This window comes from Kitasatospora sp. NPDC036755 (assembly GCF_040636595.1).
In the GTDB taxonomy this organism is placed as follows: Bacteria; Actinomycetota; Actinomycetes; order Streptomycetales; family Streptomycetaceae; genus Kitasatospora.
On the sequence record NZ_JBEZUT010000108.1, the window covers coordinates 1 to 25,122 of the forward strand.

A 25,122-nucleotide genomic window follows, 5' to 3' on the forward strand; every position below is an offset into this window, starting at 1 on the left:
GGGAGGGCGGGCGCGGGAGGGCCGGGGGCCGGGGAGCGACGGGCCGCACGCCGCGCGGGGCGTGCGGCCCTCGGGCGGTCACCAGGGCGGTCGGTAGCCCGTGGTCAGGTGGCTGCCGGTGTGGCGCCACTTCGGTTCCTTGTCCAGGGTCTTCAGCGTGACGGCGCGCAGCCGGCGGATCAGCGAGCCGTACGCGCTGCTGGCGTTGGAGGAGACCCGGGAGCCGGGCGGCGGGTCCATGAAGGGCATGAACTTGTCCGGGAAGCCCGGCATGGTGCAGGCGATGCAGATGCCGCCCACGTTCGGGCAGCCGCCGATGCCGTTGGTCCAGCCGCGCTTGGTGACGTTGCACTTCACGACCGGGCCCCAGCAGCCGAGCCGCACCAGGCACTCGGGCGTGCCGTAGTCGGTGGCGAACTGCCCCTGCTCGTAGTAGCCGCCGCGGTCGCAGCCCTCGTGCACGGTGGCGCCGAACAGCCAGGCGGGCCGCAGCTTGTCGTCCAGCGGGATCATCGGCGCGGAGCCCGCCAGCTGGTACAGCAGGTAGGTGAGCGTCTCGGCGAAGTTGTCGGGCTGGATCGGACAGCCCGGCACGCAGACGATCGGCAGACCGGCCTTGGACTTCCAGTCCCAGCCGAGGTAGTCCGGCACGCCCATCGCGCCGGTCGGATTGCCGGCCATCGCGTGGATGCCGCCGTACGTGGCGCAGGTGCCGATCGCCACCACGGCGGTCGCCTTGGGGGCGAGCCGGTCCAGCCACTCACTGGTGGTGATGGGCTGTCCGGTGGCGGGGTCGTCGCCGAAGCCGCACCAGTAGCCCTCCTTCTTGATCTTCTCGTTGGGGATGGACCCCTCGACGACCAGGACGAACGGCTCGATCTCGCCGCGGTCGGCCTTGAAGAACCACTCGACGAAGTTGTCCGCGCCCTGGACCGGGCCGCACTCGAAGTCGATCAGCGGCCAGTGCACGGCGACCTCGGGCAGGCCGGGCAGGGCACCGGTGACGATCTCCTCGATGCTGGGCTGCATCGCGGCGGTCAGCGAGACGGAGTCGCCGTCGCAGCTGAGGCCGGCGTTGATCCACAGGATGTGCACCACGTCGGTGTCGGTCGGTGCGGCTGTCGCAGTCGTTGCGGCTGTTGCAGCTGTTGCAGCACCCATGAGGATGCCTCCTCGGGGATGGGAGCCGAAGGGAATGGCTCGAAGCCAGTCATAGCAACGGTCCGGGCCGGGCGCCGGTCCGCGCGGCGGGAACCGGCACCCGGGGAGGCAAGCCCGGCAGGGCCGTTCGGGTCACGCTCGCGCGGCGGGCCCCGTCGCCACCGGGCGCTTGCGGACGAACGCGGAACGCAGCGCGTGATACGGCGATTCGGGTGTGAAGAACTGCCGGTGCATCACCGCGAGCTCCTCCTCCCGGTACGCGTCGAGCGGCTTCGTCCGCTCGTCGGCCTCCCGCGCGGCCTTCTTCGCCCCGATCCGCTGCTGGGTGGTCGGCGAGGCGGCGAGCAGCCCGGCCAGGTGGGCCGCCTTCCGCCCGAACTCCTCCGGCCCGCAGGCGAGCACCCGGTCGACCAGGCCGATCCGCTCGGCCGCCGCGGCGGAGACGGGCAGCGCCTGACGGGTAAGCCGCTCGGCCGCCGCCGCGCCGACCCGGCGCGGGAGGGAGTACGTCCAGTACTCCGACCCGTACAGCCCCATCAGCCGGTAGTGCGGGTTGAGGACGGAACCGTCGCGGCACCACACCTCGTCCGCCGCCAGCGCCAGCATCACCCCGCCGGCCGCGGCGTTGCCCCCGACGGCGGCGACCACCAGCCGGTCGGTGGTGGTGAGCACCGCGTCGACCAGCTCGTCCATCGCGGTGATGTTGTCCCAGGACTCGACGGCCGGGTCCGCCGCCGCCTCGATCACGTTGAGGTGGATGCCGTTGGAGAAGAAGTCCCGGCCGCCGCCGAGCACCAGCACCGAGGTCGGCCGGGCGACGGCGTAGCGGTAGGCCGCCAGCAGCCGGCGGCACTGGCCGGTGGACATCGCGCCGCCCGGGAAGGAGAAGCGCAGGAGTCCCACCGGGCCCTCCTCCCGGTAGCGGATGTCCGACCAGACCGGGCCGTCGTCCTCCTCCGGCATCAGCGGCGCCGCCACCTCCGGCAGGGCGGGCAGCAGGCCGCCGAGCGCCGTCACGGCGGGGAGCTTGACGCCCGCGGGGCCGCCGGGGTTGCGGCGGCGCAGTTCGGGGATCCACACCGCGCCGTCCACGGTGGACCGGCAGACGGCGCCGCCGCGGGTGGCGAGCAGGTCGCCCGGGCGGCCCCGCAGCTCCGGCTCGCGGTGCCCGCCGTGCAGGTACCAGGTGCCGCCGCACAGCTCGTCCAGCACCCCGGGGCGGGAGTCCGCGGCGCGGAGCCTGCGCAGCACGGCCTCGGTGGGGTCGGCCGTCCAGTCGATCCGGCGCTCCTCCTGGCGCAGGACGGGCCGGGTGCGGACGGTGGCGGTCCAGCCGGGGCCGGACTGCGGCTGGGGCGGGTACGCGCCCGAGGCGAAGCGCTCCACGGCGAGCAGTACGGCCGCCACCGCCGCGTCGGCGACCTCGTTGCGGTAGAGGTCGCTCTTGCCGCGCTCGGGCAGCCGGCAGGGCGCCCAGGCCCAGACCGGCCCGGCGTCCATCTCCGCCTCGGCCTGGAGCACCGTGACGCCCCACTCGGCGCGGCCCTCCTGGATCGCCCGGTCGAGGGAGGAGGGGCCGCGGTCGCCCGGCGGTCCGGGGTGGACGACCAGGCAGGTGAGCCGTGTCCAGAGCCCGCGCGGGATCGCCGTGCGCAGCATCGGCGCGAGCACCAGGTCGGGCTTCAGGCGGCGCACCGTGTCGAGCAACTCCTCGTCTTCACCGGCCAGTTGGACGTCCACGGTGTGACGCCGGTCGCGCAGTTCGGCGTGCAGCCGCTGACTGAGGCTGTTGAACGCGCTGGCGAGGAGAAGAATCCGCATGTACGCCTCCGACGGGTGGGGCTCCGGGCAACCCGGCGATCATCACCTCCGCCTCCACGGCCCCCCGCCCGGTCCGGGCATGTCGCGCCGCGCGTTCACCCGAGCGGCCGGGACCGGGCGAGGGTCCCGAGCGGATAGTATGTAAGCTATGAATGCAGCGAGTGACCCTTACGAACTCCGTTCCGGCGCGCCCACCGTCGAGGTGTTCCGGCGCCTGCGCACCGACGCCGGCCTCTCCGACAAGGCCCCCGAGGCGGTCGCGCTCGCCCTCCCCAACACCTGGTACGGCGTGGTCCTCCACCACGCGGGCGAGCCCATCGGCATGGGGCGGATCATCGGCGACGGCGGCACCGCCTTCCAGATCACCGACATCTGCGTCCACCCCGCGCACCAGGGCCACGGCCTCGGCAAGCGCATCATGGCGGCGCTCACCGAGGAACTGGAACGCCGGGCCCCCGCCACCGCGTACGTCTCGCTGATCGCGGACGGCCCCGCGCGCTTCCTCTACGAGAAGTTCGGCTTCGCGGACACCGCCACCCACGACTCGGTCGGCATGTACCGCCTGATGGAAGGCCGCTGACGGCCCCCGCGGCGGCGCTGTCGGTGGCCCGGTGTGTACTGGCACCCGACGCCAACCCGCCCGTACGACCCCGGAGGTGCCCGGATGGCCCGGCTCCACATCCGTTCCGGCCTCGACCCGGACGAGCCGGCGACCCCGGTCGCCGTCCTGGTCGTCGACCCCGACGGCACCCCCGGGGAGCAGGCCGTGGCCCGCCTCGCCGGGCACTGCTACGAGGGCGACGAGGTCCTCCACCTGGTGCGGACCGACGGCTGGGCCGAACACTCCCACGACGGGGGCCGGCTGACGGTCGGCATCGCCGTCCACCCGGGCGTACTGGACCGGGCGGGGGTCGACCCGGCGGGATTCCCGCTGCGCTCGGCCGCCGACCCGGCGGCCGTCCTCGTCCTGCGCGCCGAGGCCACCGTGGACCAGGCCCTGGCCGACCGGCTCCACGAGGGCACGGCCGTCTTCACCGCGGCGCCGGACACCACGTTGGACGAGCTCCTCGGACCCGACGGCGACTGGCCGATGCTGCTCGCCCCGCCGCCGGAGCAGCCGCAGTCGTAGCCGCGGAGGGGGCCGCGCGCTGTCAGACGGGCGTGTTGCCGAGCAGGTCGGCGACGAGGCGGCGGGCGTAGTCGGCGTCGAGACCGGCGGGGCGGAAGAGGATCCGGTACATCAGGGGGGCGACCAGGCGGTCCATGGCGGTCTCCACCTCGGGGGTCTCCTCGCCCCGGGCCCGCGCCCGGGCGAGCACGAGGGCGAGTTGTTCGGCGGCATAGCCCGAGCACTGGCCGGCGTTGCCGCCGTCCGGGTCGCCGAGCAGGGCGTCGCGGACGTACGCGCGGCCGGAGGCGGAGCCCATCTCGTCGAGGAACTGCTCGGCCCAGGCCGTGAGGTCGGCGTGCAGGCCGCCGCGGTCCTCCGGCGCGGTGTCGGGGCGTAGCCGCTCCACCGCGACGTCGGAGAGCAGCTCCGCCAGGTCTCCCCAGCGGCGGTAGACCGTGGACGGGGTGACCGCGGCGCGCTGGGCGACCATCGGCACGGTGAGCGCCTCGCGGCCGACCTCCGCGAGCAGCTCGCGCACGGCGGTGTGCACCGCCTCCTGCACCCGGGCGCTGCGGCCGCCCGGGCGGACCATCTGCCGAGGACTCATGGCTCCATCCTAAAGCGCCGCCTTTGCGTTTGGCCGGGCCCCGGGAGCGGGCGCACGCGGGGCCCGGCCCGGGCGCGCTCAGAGCACCGGCGCGAGCTCCCGCGCGGGCCGCGTCCGCTCGTAGGCGTGGCCCACCCGCAGCAGCGTCCGCTCGCCGAACGGCCGCCCGAGCAGCTGCAGACCGATCGGCAGGCCCGCCGAGTCCCGGCCGGCCGGGACGGAGAGCGCGGGCACGCCGGTGACGTTGGCCGGGGCGCAGAGCCGGACGTAGGCGTCCGCGACGGACTCGACGGTACCGTCCGGCCAGGTGACGCTCTCCTGGCCGGCCCGGACGGCCGTGGTCGGCACCGTCGGGGCGGCGATCACGTCGACCCCCGACAGGGCTCCCGCCCACGCCTCCCGGATCATCGTCCGGGCGCGCTGGGCACGCAGGTAGTCGCCCGCGCCGATCAGCTCGCCCGCCTCCAGCAGCACCCGCACGTCGGCCCGGTACAGCTCGGGTACGGTGCGCAGCGTGCGCGCGTGGTAGGCACTGGCCTCCGGCGCCACCAGGCCCCACAGGGTGGGCAGGAGGTAGCGGGCCATCGGGATCCCGACCTCGACGGGCCGGGCGCCGAGCGCCTCCAGCTGCTCGACGGCGCTGCGGACGGCGGCCGCCACCTCCGCGTCCACGTGGTCGACGTAGTGGTCGGTCGGCACGCCGATGCGCAGGCCCGTCAGGTCCGGCTCCGGTTCCGGCCGGTAGTCCGTGGCGGGGGCGGCCACCGAGGCGGGGTCGCGGGGGTCGTGCCCGGCGAGGGCGCCGAGGACCAGGGCCGCGTCCTCGACGGTGCGGGTGATCGGGCCGACGTGGTCGAGCGACCAGGACAGCGGGGTGATGCCGTGCCGGGGCACCAGTCCGTAGGTCGGCTTGAGGCCGACCACCCCGTTCAGCGCCGCGGGCACCCGGATCGAGCCGCCGGTGTCGGTGCCGAGGGCGAAGGTCGCCGCACCGGAGGCCACAGCGACGGCGGATCCGCCGCTGGAGCCTCCGGCGACCCGGCCCCGGCCCCAGGCGTTGCCGGTCTGCGGGGTGGTCAGGCCGTAGGCGAACTCGTGGGTGTGGGTCTTTCCGGCCAGGACCGCGCCGGCGGCCCGCAGCCGGGCGGCCACCGTGCTGTCGGCGGCCGCCAGGTGCCCGTCCCGGACCCGGGAACTCGCGCTGGTGGGCGCGCCGGCCACGTCGATCAGGTCCTTGAGCCCGACGGGGACGCCGTGCAGCGGCCCCCGGTACCGGCCCCGGGCGATCTCCCGCTCGGCCTCGCGGGCCGCCTCGCGGGCCTGCTCGGCGGCGACGGCGGCGTACGCGCCGAGGTGCGGCTCCACCCGCTCGATCCGGTCGAGCACGGAGTCGACCAGCTCCACGGGGGACAGCCGCCGTTCCCGGATCTCCGTCGCGGCGCCGGCGAGGGTCAGCTCATACGGCCGCATCGGGGCGCTCCTCTCCCGCACGGTAGGCGGCGCCGGGCGGGGTGTCCGCGAAGTCGAGCTCCCGCAGGACGGCGACGACGGACTGGATGTGCTCGGCGGTGGCCGCCACCGCGGCGTGACGGTCGGCCGGCAGGGCGAGCCCGGCCCGGGCGGCCCAGCGGGCGGCCTCGGGCGGGGTGAGTTCGGGGGAAGGCATCGGTGCGCTCCTGATCGTGGGCGGTGCGGCGGGAGGCCGGGACAGGGAGTCGGGCGAGGGGCCTCCATCAAACGCAAAGTGTTTGCGTTAACGCGACCCTAGGCTCTACGGTCTCACTAACGCAAACAAATCGCTTTTACGGTGGAGGAGTCGACCCCATGCCCAGCACCCGTACCCCTTCCTGGACGGTCGGCGACGTCACCGTCCACCGCGTCGACGAAGTCCCGCTGCCGCCCGCGACCGGCCGGTGGCTGCTGCCCGACGCCACCCCCGAACTGGTGGCCGGCCACGACTGGCTGCGCCCCGACTTCACCGATTCCGACGGCGCGCTGCGCCTGCACAGCCACAGCTTCGCCTTCGTCCTGAACGGCCTGCGCGTGCTCGTCGACACCGGCATCGGCAACGGCAAGGAGCGCGCCAACCCGGCCTGGCACGACCTGCGCACCGACTACCCGGAGCGCCTCGCCGCCGCCGGATTCCCGCCCGACTCCGTCGACCTGGTGGTCCTCACCCACCTGCACGCCGACCACGTCGGCTGGAACACCCGGGCGGTGGACGGCGCGTGGGCGCCCACCTTCCCCCGCGCGCGCTACCTCACCGCCCGCGCCGAACGGGAGTTCTGGGCCGGCTACCCGATGGACGAGGCCCGCGCCGGGATGTTCCGCGACTCGGTGCTCCCGGTCGAACGGGCCGGCCTGCTGGACCTGGTCGACGTCCCGGCCGAGGGCCTGGAGCTCCTGCCCGGCCTGCGCCTGCTGCCCACCCCCGGCCACACCCCGGGACACCTCGCCGTCGAACTGACCAGCCGGGGGCGGACGGCGCTGATCACCGGCGACTGCCTCCACCATCCCGTCCAGCTCGCCCACCCCGCCATCGGCGCCTGCGTCGACATCGACCCCCGGCAGTCCGCGGCCACCCGGCGCGCCCTGCTCGAATCGCTCGCCGGCACCGACACCCTGCTGCTCGGCACCCACTTCGCCCCGCCCACCGCCGGCCGGGTCGTCGCCGAGGGGGAGGCCTTCCGGCTGCGGCCCGTGCCCCCGGCCTGAGTTCACGGCTCGCGACAGCCGGAGCGCGACGGCCGGAGCGCGCCGACCTGGGCGCGACGCTCCGATCGGACCGGGGGCGCGACGGCCGGGGCGGCGCGGCCGGCCCGGGCGTGACCGGGCTCGCGCTCCGTCGGCGCCCGCCGGAGTGGCGCGCCCTCGGTTCGCTTCGACACCACTCCGGCCCCTCAAGTCGGCCCGCCCGAGCGCCGGTCCGATCGTCTGATGAGACGTACGCTCAGGGGTCCCGCTTCACCGAACAGGAGGAGTCGATGACACTGGGCGCGGCCAACGAGCCTTTCGCACAAGGGTGGTTGCACTTCACCGACTTCGCCATCGCCCTGGTCCTGGCCAGCGCGATCGGCCTCGAACGGGAGATCAGGCAGAAGGCCGCCGGACTGCGCACCTACACGGTCGTCGGCCTCGGCGCGGCGCTCTTCACCCTGGTCAGCAAGTACGGCTTCGGCGACGTCGTCGAGGCCGGCGTGGTCACCCTGGACCCGTCCCGGATGGCCGCCCAGATCGTCTCCGGACTGGGCTTCATCGGCGCCGGCGTGATCTTCGTCCAGCGCGGCTCGATCCGGGGGCTGACCACGGCCGCCACCGTCTGGCTGACCGCCGCGATCGGCACGGCGGCCGCCGCCGGACTGCCGCTGCTCGCCACCGCGGCCACCGCCGCCTACTTCTTCGTCGGCTACGTCCTGCGGCCCCTCACCCACCGGCTGCCGAGGCTCGGCACCCGCCCGGTCGGCTGCCGCGTGACCTACACCGAGGGCCAGGGTCTGCTCCGCCTGCTGCTCGCCCGGATCACCGCCGAGGGCTTCTCCGTCGCCGAGTTGGCGACCGTCGACCGGGCCACACCGCCCGCCGGAGCCGGCCACGACACCGACGAGCGGACCGCGGAGGTGTTCATCACCCTGCACGGCCGCGGGGACCTGTCCGCCCTCACCGTCGAACTGGCCCGGCTGCCCGGCGTCCTGGCCTGCGCGATCAGCCGCGCCGAGGACTGAGGCGGGCTCCGTCCGCCGGGTTCGTCGGGTCCGCCGGCCCCACCTGGTCCACCTGGTGCACCTGCTCCGCCGGGGCCACCGGCGGCGTCCGGACGGCGAGCAGGGCGGTGTCGTCGGTGAGCCGGCCGCCGGTGTGCCGGAGCACCGCGGCCGCCACCTCGTCGACCAGGCGCCCGGGGTCGACCGGCCCCGCCCCGCCGGCCAGCCGGTCCAGGTGGGCGCGCAGGGAGAAGAAGGCACCCGTCCGGTCGCGGGCCTCGGTCACCCCGTCCGAGACGATCAGGACCGTCTCCCCCGGGCCCAGCCGCAGCCGCCGCACCTCCGGCAGCCCGCCGGCCAGCTCGGCCAGCCCGATGGGGGCGCCGTCGCCCGGCGGCAGCTGCCGCACGCCCGCGGGGCCGAGCACATGAGGGCTGTCGTGGCCGAAGTTGACCACCACCACCTCCCCGGGCGCGTCGGCCGGGAACCAGACCACCACCGCCGTCGCGAATCGCTCCTCCCGCTCCCCCAGCCGCTCCGCCAGCAGGTTCTGCCGGTGCAGCCGCTCCTCCAACCAGGACGCGACGGTGGCCAGGTCGGCCTCGTGGAAGGCGGCCTCCCGGAAGCAGCCGACCAGGGCCGCCGCCGCGGACACCGCCGGCAGGCCCTTGCCCTGGACGTCCCCGAGGATGACCCGCGCCCCGAACGGGGTGGCCAGCACGTCGTAGAAGTCGCCGCCCACCCGGGCCTCGACATCGGCGGCCAGGTAGCGGGCCGCCGAGTCCACTCCGCCCCACCCCGGCGGCACCGGGCGCAGCACCACCTGACGGGTGGTCTCGGCCGCGCCCTGGAGGTGGCGGACGTAGGCCGCGGCCTGGGCGCGGAAGACGCTGATCGGCACGGACAGGACGGCCCCCGCGATCACCAGCAGGAAGTCCTCCGTCCCCTGGGTCTTGTTCCAGAAGCTGTCCACGGCCGGGTAGACGGCGACGGCGAGGAAGGCGAACAGCACGGTGGCGGCCGGCCCGCACAGCCCGGCGGCGACCACCGGGACCATCACCAGCCAGCTGACGGAGGCGAAGGTCACGGGCGTCGCCGCGTCCACACCCACCACCAGGGCGAGCACCGCCAGGGGCACCAGCCAGGAGCGGTGGCCGTACCGGATCAGGATCGGCATCCGCTGCCCCGGCTCCTCCACCGAACGCGCCCGCACGCCGCCCTCCCGTTCTCGCGCCCCCGTTTCCCACGACCTCCCCGGCGTCCGGGCGCTCCGCGCGGGGCGGGGCCGCCGGGCGGAGCTTGCGCCCACGGTAAGGGGCCCGGCCGCGGCGGGGGCGGCGCGGCGGCCTCGTGGCTCCGGCCGTCGCACGTTCGGCCCAGTCCCGGTGGCCGTCGGCCGCCCCTCCCGGCGCTCCGGCGGGCCGGTGTCGAGAGCGGACGGCAGGCCCGGCGACCGGCCCGGCGTGCGGCTTTCCGGGTGAGGGGGCAGGGTGGTGCGTACGGACCTGCCCGGACCAGTCGGCGCACCCCGTGCCCCGGCGGTCGACCGAAGGAGGCGCCATGCGCACCCGGAAGATCCCCCGTCGGAGCCTGGCACTGGCCGCGGCCGCCGCCGCCGTGCCGACCGTCCTGCTGACCGCCCCGGCCCAGGCGGCGACCGGCACCCCGTCCGCGACCGGCACCCTGCCGGTCGGCTTCGTGAACGAGGCCACCTCCCCGCTGCCGTCCGACCACGGGCAGCGGGTGGTCACCGTCTCCTACCGCAACGACTCCTCGGCGGACCGGACGGTGGCCCCGCAAATCCTCATCGAGTCCCCCGCGAACGGCCCGTTCCTCGATCCGGCGAGCATCCGGCTCGAAGTGCTCTCCGCGGACGGCCACTGGCGCACCCTGCCGCTCGGCAGCCAGACCGGCACGCTGTACACCCGGCTCGCCCCGGCCAAGATCGTCCTGCACGGCCACCACACCCTGACCGAGCGCTACCGGGTCACCGTCGTCGGGACGGCCCCGGTCCAGGGGACGGTCGAGCCCCGGGTGGCGCTCTACCGCTGAGCCGGCGGCGGCCGCCCCGGCGCGGTGCCGGCTCCGGTTCCGGCTCCGGGTCCGGGTCCGGGTCCGGTGACGACGGGACCGCCGGGGTCAGCAGACCTTCCGGTAGGGCACCTCCGGAAGGTAGATCTCCCAGTCGGCTCGCGGCAGTCCGCCCCCGGCCCGTTCGCAGACCTCGACGGCCTCCCGGTCCGGGGCCACGGTGACCTCGTGCACCGGCACGTGCTCGGTCGCCGTGCGCAGGGTGCGGTCGTCGGGGCCGAACGCCAGGGAGAGGGCGGCGCCTCCCGGCACGGGGAGGGCCGGGCCGAGCGGCTGGTGGGACGCGAGGTCCCACATCCGCAGCGTGCCGTCGGTGCCCGCGGCGGCCAGGGCCCGGCCGTCGTGGGAGAAGGCGAGGGCGGAGATCGGGTCGAGCGCCCTCGCGGTGTCCGGCCGGAAGGTGCCGGGCAGGACACCCAGGTTCCGCTCGGCGGAGCCGTCCCAGAGCGTGACGCGGCCGGCCTCGTCGCCGGTGGCCAGGTACGTGCCGCCCGGACCGAACGCCACGGCGTGGGTGGTGTTCTGGGTGAACGTCCGTGCGGCCGCCCGGCCCGCCGGCAGGTCGGCGACCTGGTTGTGCGAGGCGACGAGGAGCCGCCCGTCCGGCCGGACGGCGAGTTGTTCTCCGCCGATGCCGGAGATCACCCGGGTCCTGGCCCCTCCGGCGATGTCCCAGACCTCCACCGCCTCCTCCCGCGGCATCCGTGACACCAGGAGCGACCGTCCGTCCGGGGTGAAGGCGATCGCGTTGACCTCGACCGCCACACGCCGGTCGGGAGCCGCGAGGTCCAGGGCCCCGGTCGTACGGCCGGCGGAGACGTCCCAGACGGACACCCTGGGCGGTGCCGTCGGCTGCCGGCGGTCGACGACGCCGTAGGCGAACGCTCCCCCGTCGGGGCGGAACGCCATGACGACGGGGCAGGAGAAGGAGAGCCGCGTGCCCTCCCAGGGTGGCAGGCAGGACCCGACGGGCAGGTCCACGACCTGTCCTCCGCCGCGCGGATCCCTCAGCTGGATGCTGTACGAGCTGTCCTCCTCGTGCGCCAGCACGGTGGCGAGCGTCCTGCCGTCGGGGCTGAACACGGCGGCCGCGACCGGCCGGCTCGTCCAGGCCGGGGCGAGGGCGTTCGTGAGGTCGACGGTACGGACCGCGGCTCCGGTCGAGCCTTCCAGGTAGCGGATCCTGTGTTCCTCCGGATCGAGCCTGAACTGGCCGGCGTCGGTGTTGGCGAGCGGATGCCGGAGGATCGGGGTCGACGGTGTGTCCAGGCGCCACAGCAGCAGCTCCTCGCCGTCCGAGGCCACCATGAGCGTTCCGTCCGCGCTGAACGCCGCCTCCGTGATGTCGGCGTGCTCGATCCGCGGGAGCTCCGTCCCCGAGGCGAGGTCCCAGATCCGCACTCCCTCGCCGTCGACGACCGTCAGCCGGCGGCTGTCCGGCGTGAACCCGACCGCCTGGCCGAGGCACTGCCGCGCGCTGACCTCGGGAGCCCCCGGGACGGGGACCTCGCGCTGCTCGGGCACGTTCCACACCTGGACCGGCCCGCCGGGAACGCACAGCGCCATCAGACGGTCGTCGGGGCTGACGGAGGCATCGGGGTACGGGTAGTTCAGCACGCGGAGTTCCCGCCACATCTGCTGCTGCCTGGCACCCGGTACGCGGCGCAGGTCGTCACGACCGGCCGACCTGCGTTCAGCGGCCCTGACACGGCGTTCGAGCAGCAGCCGGCCGGTACGGGAGTCCCGGAGCTGGACCACGTCGTCCGCGCCCTCGGTGGCGTAGAGGAGCAGGGTCCGTCCGCTCGGACCGAGCCGGGCCGCCGTTCCGTCCGAGCCGGGGTCGAACGGGTGGGACGCCACCGGGGCCCCTCCCGCGCTCCCCGCCGTCAGGTCCCACACGTTCACGTGGTCGTACCGGAACACCACGAGGGTCCGGCCGTCGGCGCTCAAGTCCTCCACGTCGTCGGCCTCGGCCCCCAGACCGGGCAGCGAGGCCACCCGCCGGTGCGTGCCGACGTCCCACGCCACCACCTCGTCCCGGCCGACACCGACCACCGTGCGCCCGTCCCCGCTGAGGAAGTGCGTCTGCTGGACGGCCCGGCCCGACGGCGGATCGGTGAACACGTCCCGGTCCGCCTGGACGGCGGCGCCGAGCAGCGCGGACCGGGACTCGGGCAGATCGGCGGCCCGCCACGAGGCCAGGCTCAACCGCATCGCCGTGACCGGGTCGGACGAGCGCATGCCGTCCGCCACCGCGGCGGCGCGGCGGGCGGCGGCCTCCGTCCGGCGGCGTTCGCCGGTCCGGCTCTGCTGCCACGCCATCACCCCGGCCAGCAGCGCCAGCACGACCAGGGCGGACAGCGCGGCGAGCAGGGTGCGCAGCCGCCGCGTGGAACGCGCCGCCCTCCGGTGCTCCTGGTCGCGGGCGGCGAGGCCGGCGGTGAGGAATCGGAGCTCCGCCGGGGTGAGGTCGTCGCGGTGCCCGCCGGCCGCGAAGGCCGCTTCGGCCGCCGCCAGGCGGATGCCCCGGTAGAGCGCTCCGGGGTCACGGCCCAGGTCCTCCCACGCCCTGGCCGCCTCGGTGAGGCGCCGGTGGTGGCGCAGTCTCTCCCGGGCGTCCTCGACCCACCCGTTCAGCCGCGGCCAGCAGCTGATCAGCGCCTCGTGCGCCAGGTGGACGGTGTCGCCGTCCAGGGTGATCAGCCTGGCCCGGGCCAAAGCCTCCAGCACCGACGCGGTGTCGGCGTCCGCGTCGACGGCCCCCGAGGACTCCAGCTCGGCACGGTCGGCGGGACGGCCGGTGACCTGCGTGCCGTCGCCCGGAGCGACCAGTCGCAGCAGGACGCGCCGGGCGATGACGGCCTGCCGCGGCGTCAGTCCGGTGTAGGCCTCCTCCGCGGTCCGGGCCACGGCACCGCGCACTCCGCCGGCGGACTCGTAGGCCGCCACCGTCAGGGCCCTGCCCTTGCGGCGGCGCCAGGTCTCCAGCAGGGCGTGCGACAGCAGCGGGAGCCCGCCCGGCTCCCCCTCGACCTCCTCGATGATCCTCGACGTCAGGGCACGCTCGACGATCAGGCCCGCGTCCGCGGCCGGCTTGACGATCGCTTCCCGCAGCTCGGCGGCACCCATCGGCCCGACCAGCAGCGTGGCCTCCCGCAGGGCCACGGCGAGACCGTGGTGCTCCGCACAGCGGCCGAAGAAGTCCGCCCGCACCGCCAGGACCACCCGTAATCGGCTGTCCGGCTCGCAGGCCGCCAGCAACAGGCCGAGGAAGGCGGCGCGTTCCGCAGGATCTGCGCACAGCGTGAACGCCTCCTCGAACTGGTCCACCACCAGCACCGTGTCGCCCGGGCCGCTCGCGGGCGCCGGCACCGCGGCGTGGTCGGAGGCGGGCCGCGGGCCGGGCGTGAGGATCCGGACGGCGGCCGGACCTGTGCCCGTCGCGCCCCGGTCCCGGAGCGCGGGGATCAGACCGGCCCGCAGCAGGGAGGACTTGCCGCTGCCCGAGGCGCCCACCACGGCGACCAGGCGGCGGGAGTCCACCAGCTCCAGCAGGTCGGCCACGAGCCCGTCCCTGCCGAAGAACCGGTCCCGGTCACCCGGTTCGTACCGGGCCAGGCCCCGGTACGGCGCACCGGCGTCGTCACCGCCCCCGGCGGCCGCCTCCCGCACCACGGCGTGCCAGCGCCGCTCCCACTCCGCGGCGTCCCCGCCACAGGCCTCCACGTAGGCCGACACCACCGGCAACGACGGAAGTTGCTGCCCGCCGGCTGCCCGGGACAGCGTCGCCACCGAGTAGCGGGTGCGCCCGGCCATCGCCCGGTAGGTGAGGTCCCCCGCCTCCCCGCGCAACCGGCGCAGCTCCGACGCGAAGCGCTGCACCGGCCCGTCGGCCGGGTCCAGCGGACTCTCCTGCCGGCCCATCCCGGCCCTCCCCTTGACTCGGCGACACACACCGGACCGTCAACGTACGCACAGGGAACGGCCGTTGCAACGCCTCCTCAGCGGCCAGCCCCCTTCCCCCGGGCCGTCCATGCCCGCCGAGCGGCACTTTGTTTCACATGGCGGGGAGGGCTGCGCAACAACCGGCCGGCCCTGAAAGCTCGGCTGTGTCAGGGCCGGAGCACGACACCGAACACCCCTGACACCGGCCCGCCCGCACCGCCGTGCGCACGCGGCGACCGCTCCCGGGCCGACCGGACAGCACCAACCATCCCGTCTCCAAGGAATGGGAATCCCCATGAAACTCACGAACCGCACGGTCACGACCCTGTTCGGCCTCGCAGCGGCCGCGACCGCGCTGACCGGGCTCACCGCTCCGACCGCATCCGCCACCACCACCCAGGTCACGGCCGGCTGCTACGGGCCCTCCTGCAACGGACAGGACCCGGTGGACATGGGATGCAACACGGACGCCTACACGGTGGGTTGGACGGATTCGGCGAAGGGCAAGATCGAACTGCGCTACAGCTCCTCGTGCAGGGCGAACTGGGCCCGAATCTCCGGCACCTCGGTCGGGCAGGAATTCTGGGTTCAGAACACGAACGGCAACATCCACGGGTGGAGCGCGACCGGCTCCACCAGTTTCGGCAACATGGTCGACGGTTCGGTCGAAGCGCGAGCCTGCATCGAAACCGAGGACCAGCCCATCTGCACCGGCTGGCACTGAGATCCCTCCGCCCGTTCGGGGATCCGGGAAGCTGCCGTAGTAGCGCAGACCCCTTCCCTCGCCAGGGCGTGCAGTTGATGCATCGGCGGAACTCGAAGTCCGCAGTACGGACGTCGCATGTGGTCCCGCTCCTCCTACCGGAAGGGCGCGAAGGCAGGGTCGGACGCCGATGCAACGCCTCCTCTGCGGCCCGCCCCGTTCCCCCCGGCCGTCCATGCCCGCCGAGCGGCACTTTGTTTCACATGGCGGGGAGGGCTGCGCAACAACCGGCCGGCCCTGAAAGCTCGGCTGTGTCAGGGCCGGAGCACGACACCGAACACCCCTGACACCGGCCCGCCCGCACCGCCGCGCGCACGCGGCGACCGCTCCCGGGCCGACCGGACAGCACCAACCATCCCGTCTCCAAGGAAAGGGAATCCCCATGAAACTCACGAACCGCGCAGTCACGACCCTGTTCGGCCTCGCAGCGGCCGCGACCGCGCTGACCGGGCTCACCGCTCCGACCGCATCCGCCACCACCACCCAGGTCACGGCCGGCTGCTACAGGTCCTCCTGCAACGGACAGGACCCCGTGGACATGGGATGCAACACGGACGCCTACACGGTGGAATCGGCGTGGTCGGAGTACGGCACGATCGAACTGCGCTACAGCCCTTCGTGCAAGGCGAACTGGGCCCGCCTTTCCGGTGGTACGAAGGGGCAGTGGTTCTGGGTGGAGAACGCCAGCACCTCGCAGTGGTGGGAGGCGAAAGGCTCCGACTCCTTCGGCAATATGGTCGACGGCTCGGGCCCGGCGCGTGCGTGCTTGCAGCAGGGGGCCTGCACCGGCCAGCACTGAGGCCCCTCCACCCGTCGGAGAGCCGGAAAGCCTTGGTCGGCGCGCACGTCCCTGTCCTCGGAAGGGCCCGCGACTGACGCATCAGCGGAGATCGAAGTCCGCAGTGCGGGCATCGGGCGTCACTCCGGCCCTCCTGCCGGATGGCGCGAAGCAGGCTCGACGCGATCACCCGGGCGGGGTACGGCCGAGGGTCGCACCTGCCCGTGGCTCTGCCGCTTCCACAGCTCGGCCGAGCACACGCCCCCCATCAGACCGGTCGAATTCCCGCCGATGGAGCGAATCACCACGCGGGAACCAATCTCGAAGGAGAGAAATGAAGGGCAACTTCAAGGCAGCGGCGGCATCGCTGGTCGCCGGCGGAGTGCTGCTGACGGCATCGCCCGCGACGGCGTCCGCGGCCGAGGTTCCGCCGCGGCTCGGAACGGTTCAGGCGGTCGCCGGGTACAACGGCGCCTGCGGCAGCGGGTACCGGGTCATCGACAGCCTGCGGCTGGAGTCGGGCGCCAACATCTTCCTGACCTATTCGGACAACGGCTACAACTGCGTCGTGACGGTGGCCGAATACCCCGGGTCCGCCCACTCCATGAGCGCCTGGATCCAACGGTCCGGCGACGAAGCGTCCCGTGACTCCGACATCGGTGACTTCACCGCTTACGCCGGCCCGGTCTACGTCTACGCCAAGGGAAGCTGCGTGGACTGGGGCGGCTCGTACCTCTACGGAAGGTACGGGGAGAGCCACTCGCACTGCGATTGACCATGTCCCACCCACCCACTCGTCCGCACTGCGGGTAGCGAGAGCAAGGAAGGGGATCATGATCGGCACTCGTGACGGCCCCCAGCGGCGACGGGGCCTCAGAAGTTCGGTTTCCGCTGTCCTCGCGGGGGTCATGGCGGCGGGACTGCTCGTCCTCGCCGCCCCCGACGCCCGCGCTGACGGGCCCGGACTCTGCGGGAGCGGGCACAAGCTCATCGACTCCGCGGCGATCGGGAACCTCGGAACGGCCTACCTGACCTGGAACGCGGAGTCGGGCCGGAACTGCCTGATCGTCGTGCGCGGCCACCCGGGCGCCGCCCTCTCGATGAATGCCCTGATCGGGCGGGAGGACGGCATCCAGGACATCGACTCCGGCTACTTCACGTCGTACGCGGGCCCCGTCTACGTGGACGGCCGCGGCACCTGCATCGACTGGGGCGGTGTGATCCACGATCAGGAAGTCAGCCGCTGGCACACCCACTGCGGATAGCCCGCCACCCGGGAGTGGCCCACAGCGTCGGCCTCTTCACCTGACGAGTAAGGGAGACATCCGATGACCAGCACGCTCGGACGGACCGGCACGCCGGCCGGCGCGCTCGCCCTGGGGTCGGCTCGACGATCCGGCCCTGCGCATCGTGCACAACGCCCCTCGAAGCGGCCGGGCACACCCGGTGCCCTGTGGACCCTGACGTCGACCGACACCGGGTGGAACCGGTCGGCCCCTCCCGCCACGATCGACGAGGGCGACGACCGGTGGGGGGCCACCGATGACGGACGGTCCGACACGGGCAGGTCCATCAGACTCGCCGTCCACGACCGGAGCACCGGGCGCCACCTCCGCGGCAACGCGCACTGAGGTTCCACCCTGCGGTGACCGGACCGTGTCGGCTACGGGGGTGTCGACCCGGTCCGGGTGCTGCGAATGACGGTCGACAGGAGGGAACGGGAGGCCCGGCGCCGGGGTGGTGCCGGGCCTCTTGGGCGTCGGCGCGGTGCCCGCCGGTCCGGGGCAGTCGGACCGGGGGGAGAGGAACTCCTTGGATTCCCCGAGGCCCGGCTGCTCCGACGGACCGGCCCCTGGTGGGTGACATTCGGCGGGCAATGGATGGAACGCGCCAGAGCCTCCACAGCCGCCCGAAACATACTGATTCCACCTGATTCCACCCGGTCACCGGACTCCCAGGAGGATGCCGTCCATGACGAAGAAGTCGCTTCGAAGATCCCGTGTCAGAACGATCACCATGCTGTCGACGGCGGCGGCGCTGGCCGCGGCCGTCAACCTGGCCTCGACCACGACCGCGCTGGCCGACGCGATAGCGCGCTCCACCGGCACCGCCCACGCCAGCGTTCCGGGCCCGAACGGCGCCCTGAGCTCCGACTTCGCCGCCCGCACGGGATCGGTGAGGGGCGGCGGCGGAGGAGGAGGTCACTGCTGCGAGGAGCACTGCGGCTGCGGGCAACAGGGGCCTCAGGGGCCGCAGGGCAGCCAAGGTGCTCAAGGTGCCACCGGCGCGCAGGGCACCCAGGGGGTCCAGGGCTCCCAGGGCAACACCGGTACTACCGGCGCCCAGGGAGCCACCGGCGCTCAAGGCACTCCGGGGCCCCAGGGAAGTCAGGGAACTCAGGGCCCCCAGGGGACTCAGGGCATCGCCGGGGTCCAGGGCGCCGCGGGCACCCAAGGCGCCGCCGGAGCCCAGGGGGCCACCGGCGCCCAGGGCTCGGCAGGCGCACAGGGAGCGGCCGGTACTCAAGGAGCGGCCGGCGCCCAGGGGGCGCAGGGCTTCCAAGGCGACCCCGGCACCCCCGGCGCACAAGGCGCCACCGGATCCCAGGGAACGCCCGGTGCACAGGGCGACGTCGGCGCCCAGGGCGACGTCGGCGCCCAGGGCGACGTCGGCGCCCAGGGCGCGACGGGATTCCAGGGCACGACGGGCGCGCAAGGAGCAACAGGCGCGCAGGGCACGACGGGCGCGCAGGGTGACGTCGGCGCCCAGGGAGCAGCGGGCAGCCAGGGCGCCACCGGAGCGCAGGGAACGCAGGGAACACAAGGCACCCAGGGATTCCAAGGCGACCCCGGCACCCCTGGCACACAAGGCGCCACCGGCGCCCAGGGAACACAAGGCTTCCAGGGCGACACCGGCGCCCAGGGCGCAACCGGCGCCACTGGTACGCAGGGAACGCAAGGCACCCAGGGCGCCACCGGCACCCAAGGCACGCAGGGATTCCAAGGCACCCCCGGCGCACAAGGCGCGACAGGCGCCCAGGGAACACAAGGCACTCAAGGCGCCACCGGCGCCCAGGGCACGACCGGCGCCACCGGGGCGCAGGGAACGCAAGGCACCCAGGGCGCCACCGGTGCCCAAGGCGCTCAGGGTGTCCAGGGATCACAGGGTGTCCAAGGCGCTCAGGGTGTCCAGGGCGCCCAGGGGCCGGCCTCCGGAGCGCAGAGCGTGGTCGTCACGGCCACCGGCATCGGCAGCGCCACCGCTACCTGCCCCGCCGGGACGCATGCGGTCGGTGGTGGCTTCCAGGGGCTCTCCGCCGACGTCGCTTCCAGCATCCCGGTCGGGGGTTCGGCGACTTCGCCGGCCACCGGTTGGCAGGTCAACACCCTCGTGCTGCCCGCCACTCAGGTCACCGCGTACGCGGTGTGCGCTCCCTAGGCGCCCGCCGTACTCCGTTCACGGGAACCGGGGGTGCCGGCCTCTCCGGCCTCCGGACCACCGCCAGGCTCACTCGGCTCCGCTTCCCGCGAGTCGGGTGAGCCGCGTCTTCGGTTCCGGCTCCGGAACCGAAACCCCACATCCCCCAGCCGGCCACCCGACAGTCCGGCGGCCCGGCAGTCCGACAGCCCCCAGGCAGGTACCGAACGATGACGTCGCTCCCCACACCGAAGTTCTCCGTCTTCACGCCGAGCCACCAACCGCGCTTCCTCGACGAGTGCCTCGCCACGCTCAAGGCGCAGAGCCGCTCGGACTGGGAGTGGATCGTGGTGCTCAACAACGGCGCGTGCTGGCGGCCCGAGCATCCGGACGCCCGCATCAGGGTGGAGGTCGACGACGGGATCAGGGGTGTCGGCGCGGCGAAGCGCCGGGCCTGCGAGCTGGCGAGGGGCGAGATCCTGGTCGAGCTCGACCACGACGACCTGCTGGCCACCGACTGCCTGGCGGAGCTGGCGAACGCCTTCGACGAGCACCCCGAGGCGGTGCTCGTGTACAGCCACACCGCCCAGATCACCGAGGACGGCGGCCGGGACGACTCGCGGTTCAACGAGGAGCACGGCTGGCGGTACGAGGAGGCGGAGGTCGACGGCCGCCGGCTGCTACAGGCGCTCGCGATGGCGCCGACCCCGCACAACGTCTCGTACATCTGGTACGCGCCGAACCACGTGCGGGCGTTCCGCAGGCGGGTCTACGAGGAGGTGGGCGGGTACGACGCCACACGCACCGTGCTCGACGACCAGGACCTGATGTGCCGCCTCTTCCAGGCCGGGGACTTCCACCACGTCCCGCGCTGCCTGTACCTCCAGCGGATGCACCCGGGGAACACCCAGCGGGACACGGAGGTCAACGCGCACATCCAGCGCGAGACCGTCGCGCTGTACGACCGGTACATCGAGGCCAACGCGCTGGCCTGGGCGAAGCGCCGCGGCCTGCTGGCCGTGGACCTCGGCGCGGCGCACCGCAAGCCGCCCGGCTACCTGGGCGTGGACCGGTACCCCGGGGAGGGCGTGGACCTCGTCGCGACCCTGCCGGGGCGGCTGGACCTCCCGGACGACTCGGTCGGCGTGCTCCGGGCGGTGGACTTCCTGGAGCACGTGCCCGAGAAGATCCCGCTGATCAACGAGTTGTACCGGCTGCTGGCTCCGGGCGGGATGCTCCTCACCATGACGCCCAGCTCCGACGGCCGGGGGGCGTACCAGGATCCGACCCACGTCGCCTTCTACAACGAGAACTCCTTCTGGTACTACACGGACAACCAGTACCGGGCCTTCGTCCCGGAGATCCGGGCCCGGTTCCAGAGTTCGCGGCTGGTCACCTACTTCCCGACCGAGTGGCACTCGCGCAACAACATCAGCTACGTCACCGCGAACCTGATCGCGATGAAGGACGGCGCCCAACGGTGCGGGGGGCTCCTGCTGGTGTGAGCGTGCCCGCCGGCCGGGTGGGCGGGCCGCGGCTGGGTAGACGCCGCTGCGGCAGGAGGTGCCGGGTGATGAGCGACGACCGCGCGGACCTGGGCGGGGTGCTCGCCCGGGTGCTGGACCGATCCCGGGCGGGCGCCCCGCGGGAGCTGTACGGCCTGGTCCGGGACGCGGCCCGCGAGCTGGGCGCGAGCGGGGCGCGGATCTTCCTCGCCGACGTCCAGCAGCGGTACCTGGTCGCGCTGCCCGACCCGGAGGTCTGGGCCGGGCCCGGGTCCGCGGCGCCCGGGGACCGGATCGACGTCCAGGGCACGCTGGGCGGGCGGGCGTACCGGCTGCAACGGACCCAGTTGTCCTCCGGGCCGCCCGCGACGGGCTGGTTCCCGCTGGTCGACGGGGTCGAGCGGATCGGCGTCCTGCGGATCGACGCCGACCGGCTGGACGACCGCACGGCCGGGTGCTGCGAGACCCTGGCCTCCCTGGTCGCCCTGCTGGTGGTCTCGAAGAGCGCGTACAGCGACTTCATCGTCGAGATCACCCGCCGGCAGCCGATGAGCCTCCAGGCCGAGCTGCTGTGGTCCTTCCTCCCGCCGCGCACCATCGGCAGCCGGGACGTCACCTCCAGCGCCGTCCTGGAGCCCGCCTACGACGTGGGCGGCGACGCCTTCGACCACGCCATGACCGGTAGCCGCCTGCACCTGTCGGTGTTCGACGCCATGGGCCACGACCTCGCCTCGGGCGGGGCCAGTTCGGTCGCGCTCGCGGCCTGCCGCTCCACCCGGCGGGCCGGCGGCGGACTGGCCGACATCGCCCTGACCATCGACCGCACACTGGCCCAGTGGATCCCGGACCGGCTGCTCACCGCCGTGATCGCCGAACTCGACACCGCCACCGGCGTCCTGACGTGGGTGAACTGCGGTCACCCGGCACCGCTGCTCATCCGCGGCAGCCACGTGGTGGCCGGCGCGCTGTGCCGCCACGCCGAACTGCCGCTCGGGCTCGGCTTCTTCCTCGATCGCGCGGCGCTGCCCGTCCACCGGACCCGGCTGCAGCCGGGCGACCGGGTGCTCGTCCACACCGACGGCGTCACCGAGGCCCGCTCGGCCGCCGGCGAACTCTTCGGCGAACAGCGCCTGGCCCAGACCCTGGTCCAGCACATGGCCGGCGGCGAACCCGCGCCGGAGGCGCTGCGCCACCTGGTCCACGGCCTGGTCACCCACCAGGACCACCGGCTGCGCGACGACGCCACGATCCTGCTGGTGGAGTGGCATCCCGACCGGGTCGCGGACACGGCCGGGGCCGGTACCGGCGGTGAGGCCCGGGAGGGCGGCGAGGGGGCGGGCCGGCCGTCGGGGTCGGTGCGCGCGCCCGACGGCCGGACCGGTGCGGCGGCCGGGGTCAGCAGGCCTTGACGTACCAGATCGGGGCCCAGTTGGCGCTGGGGTCGCCGTAGGGGGCGCCGGGCGTGGTGTAGACGAGGTACTTGTACTTGTCGTACATCTTCGCCTTGGTACCGGTGGACTGGTTGTTGTACCAGGACCCGACGCCGTTCATACCGTCGGAGATCTCCTGGAGGACGCCGCAGTCGCTGAACCGGAACATCAGGTGCTGGTAGTTGGGGTACAGGTAGCCGCAGATGTAGCCCTTGTAGCAGTCGGCCGGTGCCGCGGTGACGGCCGGTCGGGCGTTCGCCACCGGGGCGAGGAGCGTGGTGACGGCGGCGAAACCGGCCGCGACGGCGATGCCGGCCTTGTGGACGAATCGCATGGGAGACCTCCTGGAGCGGTGACGTCGGTGGTGCGGACGGCTTCGGCGCCGCCCGCTCCTCAGTCTCCGTGGCCGCCGGACCGCCGCTCCACGAGATTCGGGCTGGTCCGAATCAGGGCCGCTCCACCCGACTCCGGCCGGAAGCGGACGGATCGGGCGGGTCGCCGAGCACGCCGAGGCCGAGGGCGGTCGGGGTGTGCAGGACGGCGTTGCGGTACCGGGAGGTGCCGATCAGCCTGGCCTCGCGGAGCACGGTGGCGTGTTCGCTGGCGCTGGAGGGGGTGATCCCGGCGAGGGCGGCGAGTTCCTTCGTCGAGCAGCCGGGGTGTTCGGCGATCGTCTCCAGGACGGCGGCACGGGTGTGCCCGAGCAGGGCGGAGAGGGCGACCGTCGATCCGACCGGCAGCCGGTCGGGTCCGAGAAGGACCGACCAGTCGGCGGGCCGGCTGTCGTCGACCGGGTAGGTGACCACGGGCAGGGGCTGGCCGTGGGTGTCGTCGCTGACCGTGACCCGGGTCGCGAACACCGAGGGGCCCAGCAGGATCCCCTGCCCGCGGAGGTACAGGTCGTGGTCGACCGGGCTGCGGACCTCCAGCACCGGCGGGTTCCATCGCATCCACCGGGGGCAGGCCCCGGCCAGCAGGGACTCGACGCCGCCACCGAGGAACTGACGCACCCGGACCGCCCGGTCCGCGGCGTGGCGGTCGAGGAGCTGCGGCCAGTGGCGGCCGACCAGGTGCTCGTAGAGGAGGCCGAGGCTGTCGGCGAGTTCCCCGCGCAGCGCCCCGTCGTCCGCCAGGTGCCGGGCCCACCCCGGGACGGGCTGGTGCTCGGCGATCGCGGCCAGCTCCGCCCCGACGAGGCCGCCCGGGGTGGCCCGGACCCGCTCCAGCAGCTGCGCCGGGTCGGCGGCCACCGCGGGCATGAGGAAGGTCGGGGCCCAGCCGTCCGCCGGCACCAGGGACAGCGCCATGCGGGCCCGCCCGGGCAGCCCGGCCAGGGCTCGCCGCCGCCACGGATCCAGCCGCGCCGCGAGGCCCCGGCCCTGCAAGGCCCTTGCCGCGGCGAACAGTTCGGAGAACGGCATCGGATCGGAGAGCCGGGTCCTGGCCAGGTCCTCGGCCGTGAAGTGGATCCGGTAGACCATCGCTTCCTCCCGTGGCGGCGGCGCGGTCAGGCGCGTTTGAAGAACTCCACCTCCGCGAGCGCGATGGCGCGGCCGGGGCCGGTGCCGGCGGCCTCCCGAACGGTGAGCTTCACCTGGGTGACGTCGCTGATCCCGGTCTGCACGGTCTGCGGGCCGGGCTGGTCGTTGAGCGAGACCTGCTGGGTGTGCACCTTGCCGCCCTTCTCCGTGACCTCCAGGGTGAGGACGACGGGGCGGGCCTGCTGCCGGAAGTGTTCCGGGTCCACCGAGTCGCCGGTGTGGACGATCAGGTCCACCAGCCGGAACGGGGTGCGGAACGAGAAGGTGACGGAGTCCCCGATCGCGGGTGCGCCCCAGTAGGTGTTGGTGAGGCCGTCGTCGGCGGCGGTGGCCGGATGCCCCTCGACGGCGGCGCTCGCCACGGTGCCGGCGGGGGCGATCGGCGCGGTCTTGCGGATCTTGTCCAGCACGTCCTGGAACGCGACCTTCCCCGCCGGGTAGAGCAGGATCCCGGCGACGACCACGGCGACGAGCGCGAGCAGCGCGATGGTGCGGCGCAGCGCGTTGCCCGAGCCGCCGACCCGCACCCGGCGCCGGAACGGCCAGCGGGTACGCCACCAGGGCAGCTCGGGGGCGGCCGCGGTGGGGGTCAGCGGGGCGGCACAGCGGCGGCAGAACTTCCGCTCCGGCAGGTTGGGCGTGCCGCACCGGGGGCAGGGCGGGCCGTCCTGGGTCTCGACGGCCTCGGCCTGGCGGGTGACGGGGCGGGGCGCGACGGGCTTGGCCGGCTGGACGGCCACCGGGTCGGCCTGCGCGGAGGCCTTCGGTGCGGAGGCCTTCGGTGCGGAGGCGGGGGGCCGGGCGGGAGCCGGTCGGACGGGGGCGGGGTTCGGGCGCGAGGGCTCGGCGGCGCGCGGGGCCTGGGGCTCGGCGGGCGGTTGCTCCGCCTTGGCCGCCGGTTCGGCCGCCGGCTTGGCCGCTGCCTCGGTCTCGGGCTTCGCCTCAGCCGTGGTCGCGGACCGTGCCTCGGGCTCGGGCTCGGCGGTCGGCTCGGGTCCGGGCTTGGCCGCCTCCTCGGCCTGCGCCGGCTTGGTTTCCGGCTTGGCTTCCGGTTCGGCTTCGGGCTTGGCCTCCGGCTTGGGGCGCGCGATGCGGCGCAAGGTGCTCCGCCGCGTCGATTCGGCGGGCGCAGGCGCAGGCGTCGGCTCGGGCGCGGGCGTCGGCTCGGGGGCGGCCTGGGTAGCCGGTGTCGGTGGCGACGCCGGTGTAGAGGCAGGTGGCCAGCTCCTGGTCCAGCTCGACGCCGAGCCG

At 74.2% G+C, this 25,122-nt stretch carries 22 protein-coding genes; 12 read left to right on the forward strand and 10 right to left on the reverse strand.

Features of this window, described 5'->3' with window-relative positions; genetic code table 11:
- Positions 1–78: 78 nt before the first annotated feature.
- Together AB0E96_RS18100 and AB0E96_RS18105 are read right to left on the reverse strand one after the other, a co-directional pair.
- Positions 79–1,161 carry a hydrogenase expression protein HypE gene (locus tag AB0E96_RS18100; RefSeq protein ID WP_359824496.1) on the reverse strand — a complete coding sequence of 361 codons (1,083 nt, stop codon included), beginning with the start codon at positions 1,159–1,161 and terminating at the stop codon, positions 79–81.
- Between the two features lie 132 nt (positions 1,162–1,293).
- Positions 1,294–2,982, reverse strand: coding sequence for an enoyl-CoA hydratase-related protein (locus tag AB0E96_RS18105; RefSeq protein ID WP_359824498.1), 1,689 nt, complete (start codon positions 2,980–2,982; stop codon positions 1,294–1,296).
- A 148-nt stretch (positions 2,983–3,130) separates the two neighbouring features.
- Here AB0E96_RS18105 and AB0E96_RS18110 point away from each other — a divergent pair, with 148 nt between their 5' ends.
- Positions 3,131–3,562: a GNAT family N-acetyltransferase gene (locus AB0E96_RS18110; RefSeq protein ID WP_359824501.1), complete on the forward strand. Its 432-nt coding sequence runs from the start codon at positions 3,131–3,133 to the stop codon at positions 3,560–3,562.
- A gap of 84 nt (positions 3,563–3,646) precedes the next feature.
- On the forward strand, positions 3,647–4,111 hold the full coding sequence (locus AB0E96_RS18115; RefSeq protein ID WP_359824503.1) for a hypothetical protein: 465 nt from the start codon (positions 3,647–3,649) through the stop codon (positions 4,109–4,111).
- Positions 4,112–4,133: 22 nt separating this feature from the next.
- Here AB0E96_RS18115 and AB0E96_RS18120 read toward each other — a convergent pair whose 3' ends face one another.
- From AB0E96_RS18120 to AB0E96_RS18130, 3 genes are all read right to left on the reverse strand, one after another.
- Positions 4,134–4,700 (reverse strand): TetR/AcrR family transcriptional regulator, encoded by a 567-nt coding sequence (locus AB0E96_RS18120; protein ID WP_359824505.1) that lies wholly within the window; start codon positions 4,698–4,700, stop codon positions 4,134–4,136.
- A 78-nt stretch (positions 4,701–4,778) separates the two neighbouring features.
- Entirely contained in the window at positions 4,779–6,170 is a 1,392-nt protein-coding gene (locus AB0E96_RS18125) for an amidase (protein ID WP_359824507.1), read from the reverse strand.
- On the reverse strand, positions 6,157–6,366 hold the full coding sequence (locus AB0E96_RS18130) for a hypothetical protein (protein ID WP_359824509.1): 210 nt from the start codon (positions 6,364–6,366) through the stop codon (positions 6,157–6,159). The genes AB0E96_RS18125 and AB0E96_RS18130 overlap by 14 nt, the downstream gene beginning before the upstream one ends.
- A gap of 158 nt (positions 6,367–6,524) precedes the next feature.
- Between AB0E96_RS18130 and AB0E96_RS18135 the strand changes: the two genes are divergently transcribed.
- Together AB0E96_RS18135 and AB0E96_RS18140 are read left to right on the forward strand one after the other, a co-directional pair.
- Positions 6,525–7,415: an MBL fold metallo-hydrolase gene (locus tag AB0E96_RS18135; protein WP_359824512.1), complete on the forward strand. Its 891-nt coding sequence runs from the start codon at positions 6,525–6,527 to the stop codon at positions 7,413–7,415.
- 269 nt (positions 7,416–7,684) lie between these two features.
- Positions 7,685–8,422 (forward strand): MgtC/SapB family protein, encoded by a 738-nt coding sequence (locus AB0E96_RS18140; RefSeq protein ID WP_359824515.1) that lies wholly within the window; start codon positions 7,685–7,687, stop codon positions 8,420–8,422.
- Here AB0E96_RS18140 and AB0E96_RS18145 read toward each other — a convergent pair.
- On the reverse strand, positions 8,403–9,578 hold the full coding sequence (locus tag AB0E96_RS18145; protein WP_359824518.1) for a PP2C family protein-serine/threonine phosphatase: 1,176 nt from the start codon (positions 9,576–9,578) through the stop codon (positions 8,403–8,405). The two genes, AB0E96_RS18140 and AB0E96_RS18145, sit on opposite strands and share 20 nt — an antisense overlap.
- A 383-nt stretch (positions 9,579–9,961) precedes the next feature.
- On the opposite strand from AB0E96_RS18145, the gene AB0E96_RS18150 reads away from it, so the two are divergent.
- Entirely contained in the window at positions 9,962–10,453 is a 492-nt protein-coding gene (locus tag AB0E96_RS18150; RefSeq protein ID WP_359824520.1) for a signal peptide protein, read from the forward strand.
- An 87-nt stretch (positions 10,454–10,540) separates the two neighbouring features.
- Here the strand turns inward: AB0E96_RS18150 and AB0E96_RS18155 are convergent, their stop codons facing one another.
- Complete coding sequence (locus tag AB0E96_RS18155) at positions 10,541–14,416, reverse strand: hypothetical protein (RefSeq protein ID WP_359824523.1); 3,876 nt, start codon at positions 14,414–14,416, stop codon at positions 10,541–10,543.
- Positions 14,417–14,732: 316 nt separating this feature from the next.
- On the opposite strand from AB0E96_RS18155, the gene AB0E96_RS18160 reads away from it, so the two are divergent.
- The 7 genes from AB0E96_RS18160 (at position 14,733) to AB0E96_RS18190 (ending at position 22,309) form a co-directional block, all read left to right on the forward strand.
- Positions 14,733–15,161: a DUF2690 domain-containing protein gene (locus AB0E96_RS18160; protein ID WP_359824525.1), complete on the forward strand. Its 429-nt coding sequence runs from the start codon at positions 14,733–14,735 to the stop codon at positions 15,159–15,161.
- Positions 15,162–15,582: 421 nt separating this feature from the next.
- Positions 15,583–15,999 carry a DUF2690 domain-containing protein gene (locus AB0E96_RS18165; RefSeq protein WP_359824528.1) on the forward strand — a complete coding sequence of 139 codons (417 nt, stop codon included), beginning with the start codon at positions 15,583–15,585 and terminating at the stop codon, positions 15,997–15,999.
- A 313-nt stretch (positions 16,000–16,312) separates the two neighbouring features.
- Positions 16,313–16,753: a spore-associated protein gene (locus AB0E96_RS18170; protein ID WP_359824530.1), complete on the forward strand. Its 441-nt coding sequence runs from the start codon at positions 16,313–16,315 to the stop codon at positions 16,751–16,753.
- Positions 16,754–16,811: 58 nt separating this feature from the next.
- On the forward strand, positions 16,812–17,243 hold the full coding sequence (locus tag AB0E96_RS18175; protein WP_359824533.1) for a spore-associated protein A: 432 nt from the start codon (positions 16,812–16,814) through the stop codon (positions 17,241–17,243).
- Between the two features lie 706 nt (positions 17,244–17,949).
- The gene (locus AB0E96_RS18180; RefSeq protein ID WP_359824536.1) at positions 17,950–19,416 is read left to right on the forward strand and encodes a collagen-like protein; all 1,467 of its coding nucleotides are present in this window, start codon (positions 17,950–17,952) and stop codon (positions 19,414–19,416) included.
- A 209-nt stretch (positions 19,417–19,625) separates the two neighbouring features.
- Entirely contained in the window at positions 19,626–20,900 is a 1,275-nt protein-coding gene (locus tag AB0E96_RS18185; RefSeq protein WP_359824538.1) for a glycosyltransferase, read from the forward strand.
- Positions 20,901–20,968: 68 nt separating this feature from the next.
- Positions 20,969–22,309, forward strand: coding sequence for a PP2C family protein-serine/threonine phosphatase (locus tag AB0E96_RS18190; RefSeq protein WP_359824541.1), 1,341 nt, complete (start codon positions 20,969–20,971; stop codon positions 22,307–22,309).
- On the opposite strand, the gene AB0E96_RS18195 is transcribed toward AB0E96_RS18190, so the two are convergent.
- The 3 genes from AB0E96_RS18195 to AB0E96_RS18205 all read right to left on the reverse strand — a co-directional run bounded on the left by AB0E96_RS18195 (position 22,296) and on the right by AB0E96_RS18205 (position 24,971).
- Entirely contained in the window at positions 22,296–22,664 is a 369-nt protein-coding gene (locus tag AB0E96_RS18195; RefSeq protein ID WP_359824544.1) for a hypothetical protein, read from the reverse strand. The genes AB0E96_RS18190 and AB0E96_RS18195 overlap by 14 nt on opposite strands.
- 112 nt (positions 22,665–22,776) lie before the next feature.
- Positions 22,777–23,811, reverse strand: a complete 1,035-nt coding sequence (locus tag AB0E96_RS18200; protein WP_359824547.1) for a winged helix-turn-helix domain-containing protein — start codon at positions 23,809–23,811, stop codon at positions 22,777–22,779.
- Between the two features lie 26 nt (positions 23,812–23,837).
- Positions 23,838–24,971, reverse strand: a complete 1,134-nt coding sequence (locus AB0E96_RS18205; RefSeq protein ID WP_359824550.1) for a zinc-ribbon domain-containing protein — start codon at positions 24,969–24,971, stop codon at positions 23,838–23,840.
- Positions 24,972–25,122 lie beyond the last annotated feature (151 nt).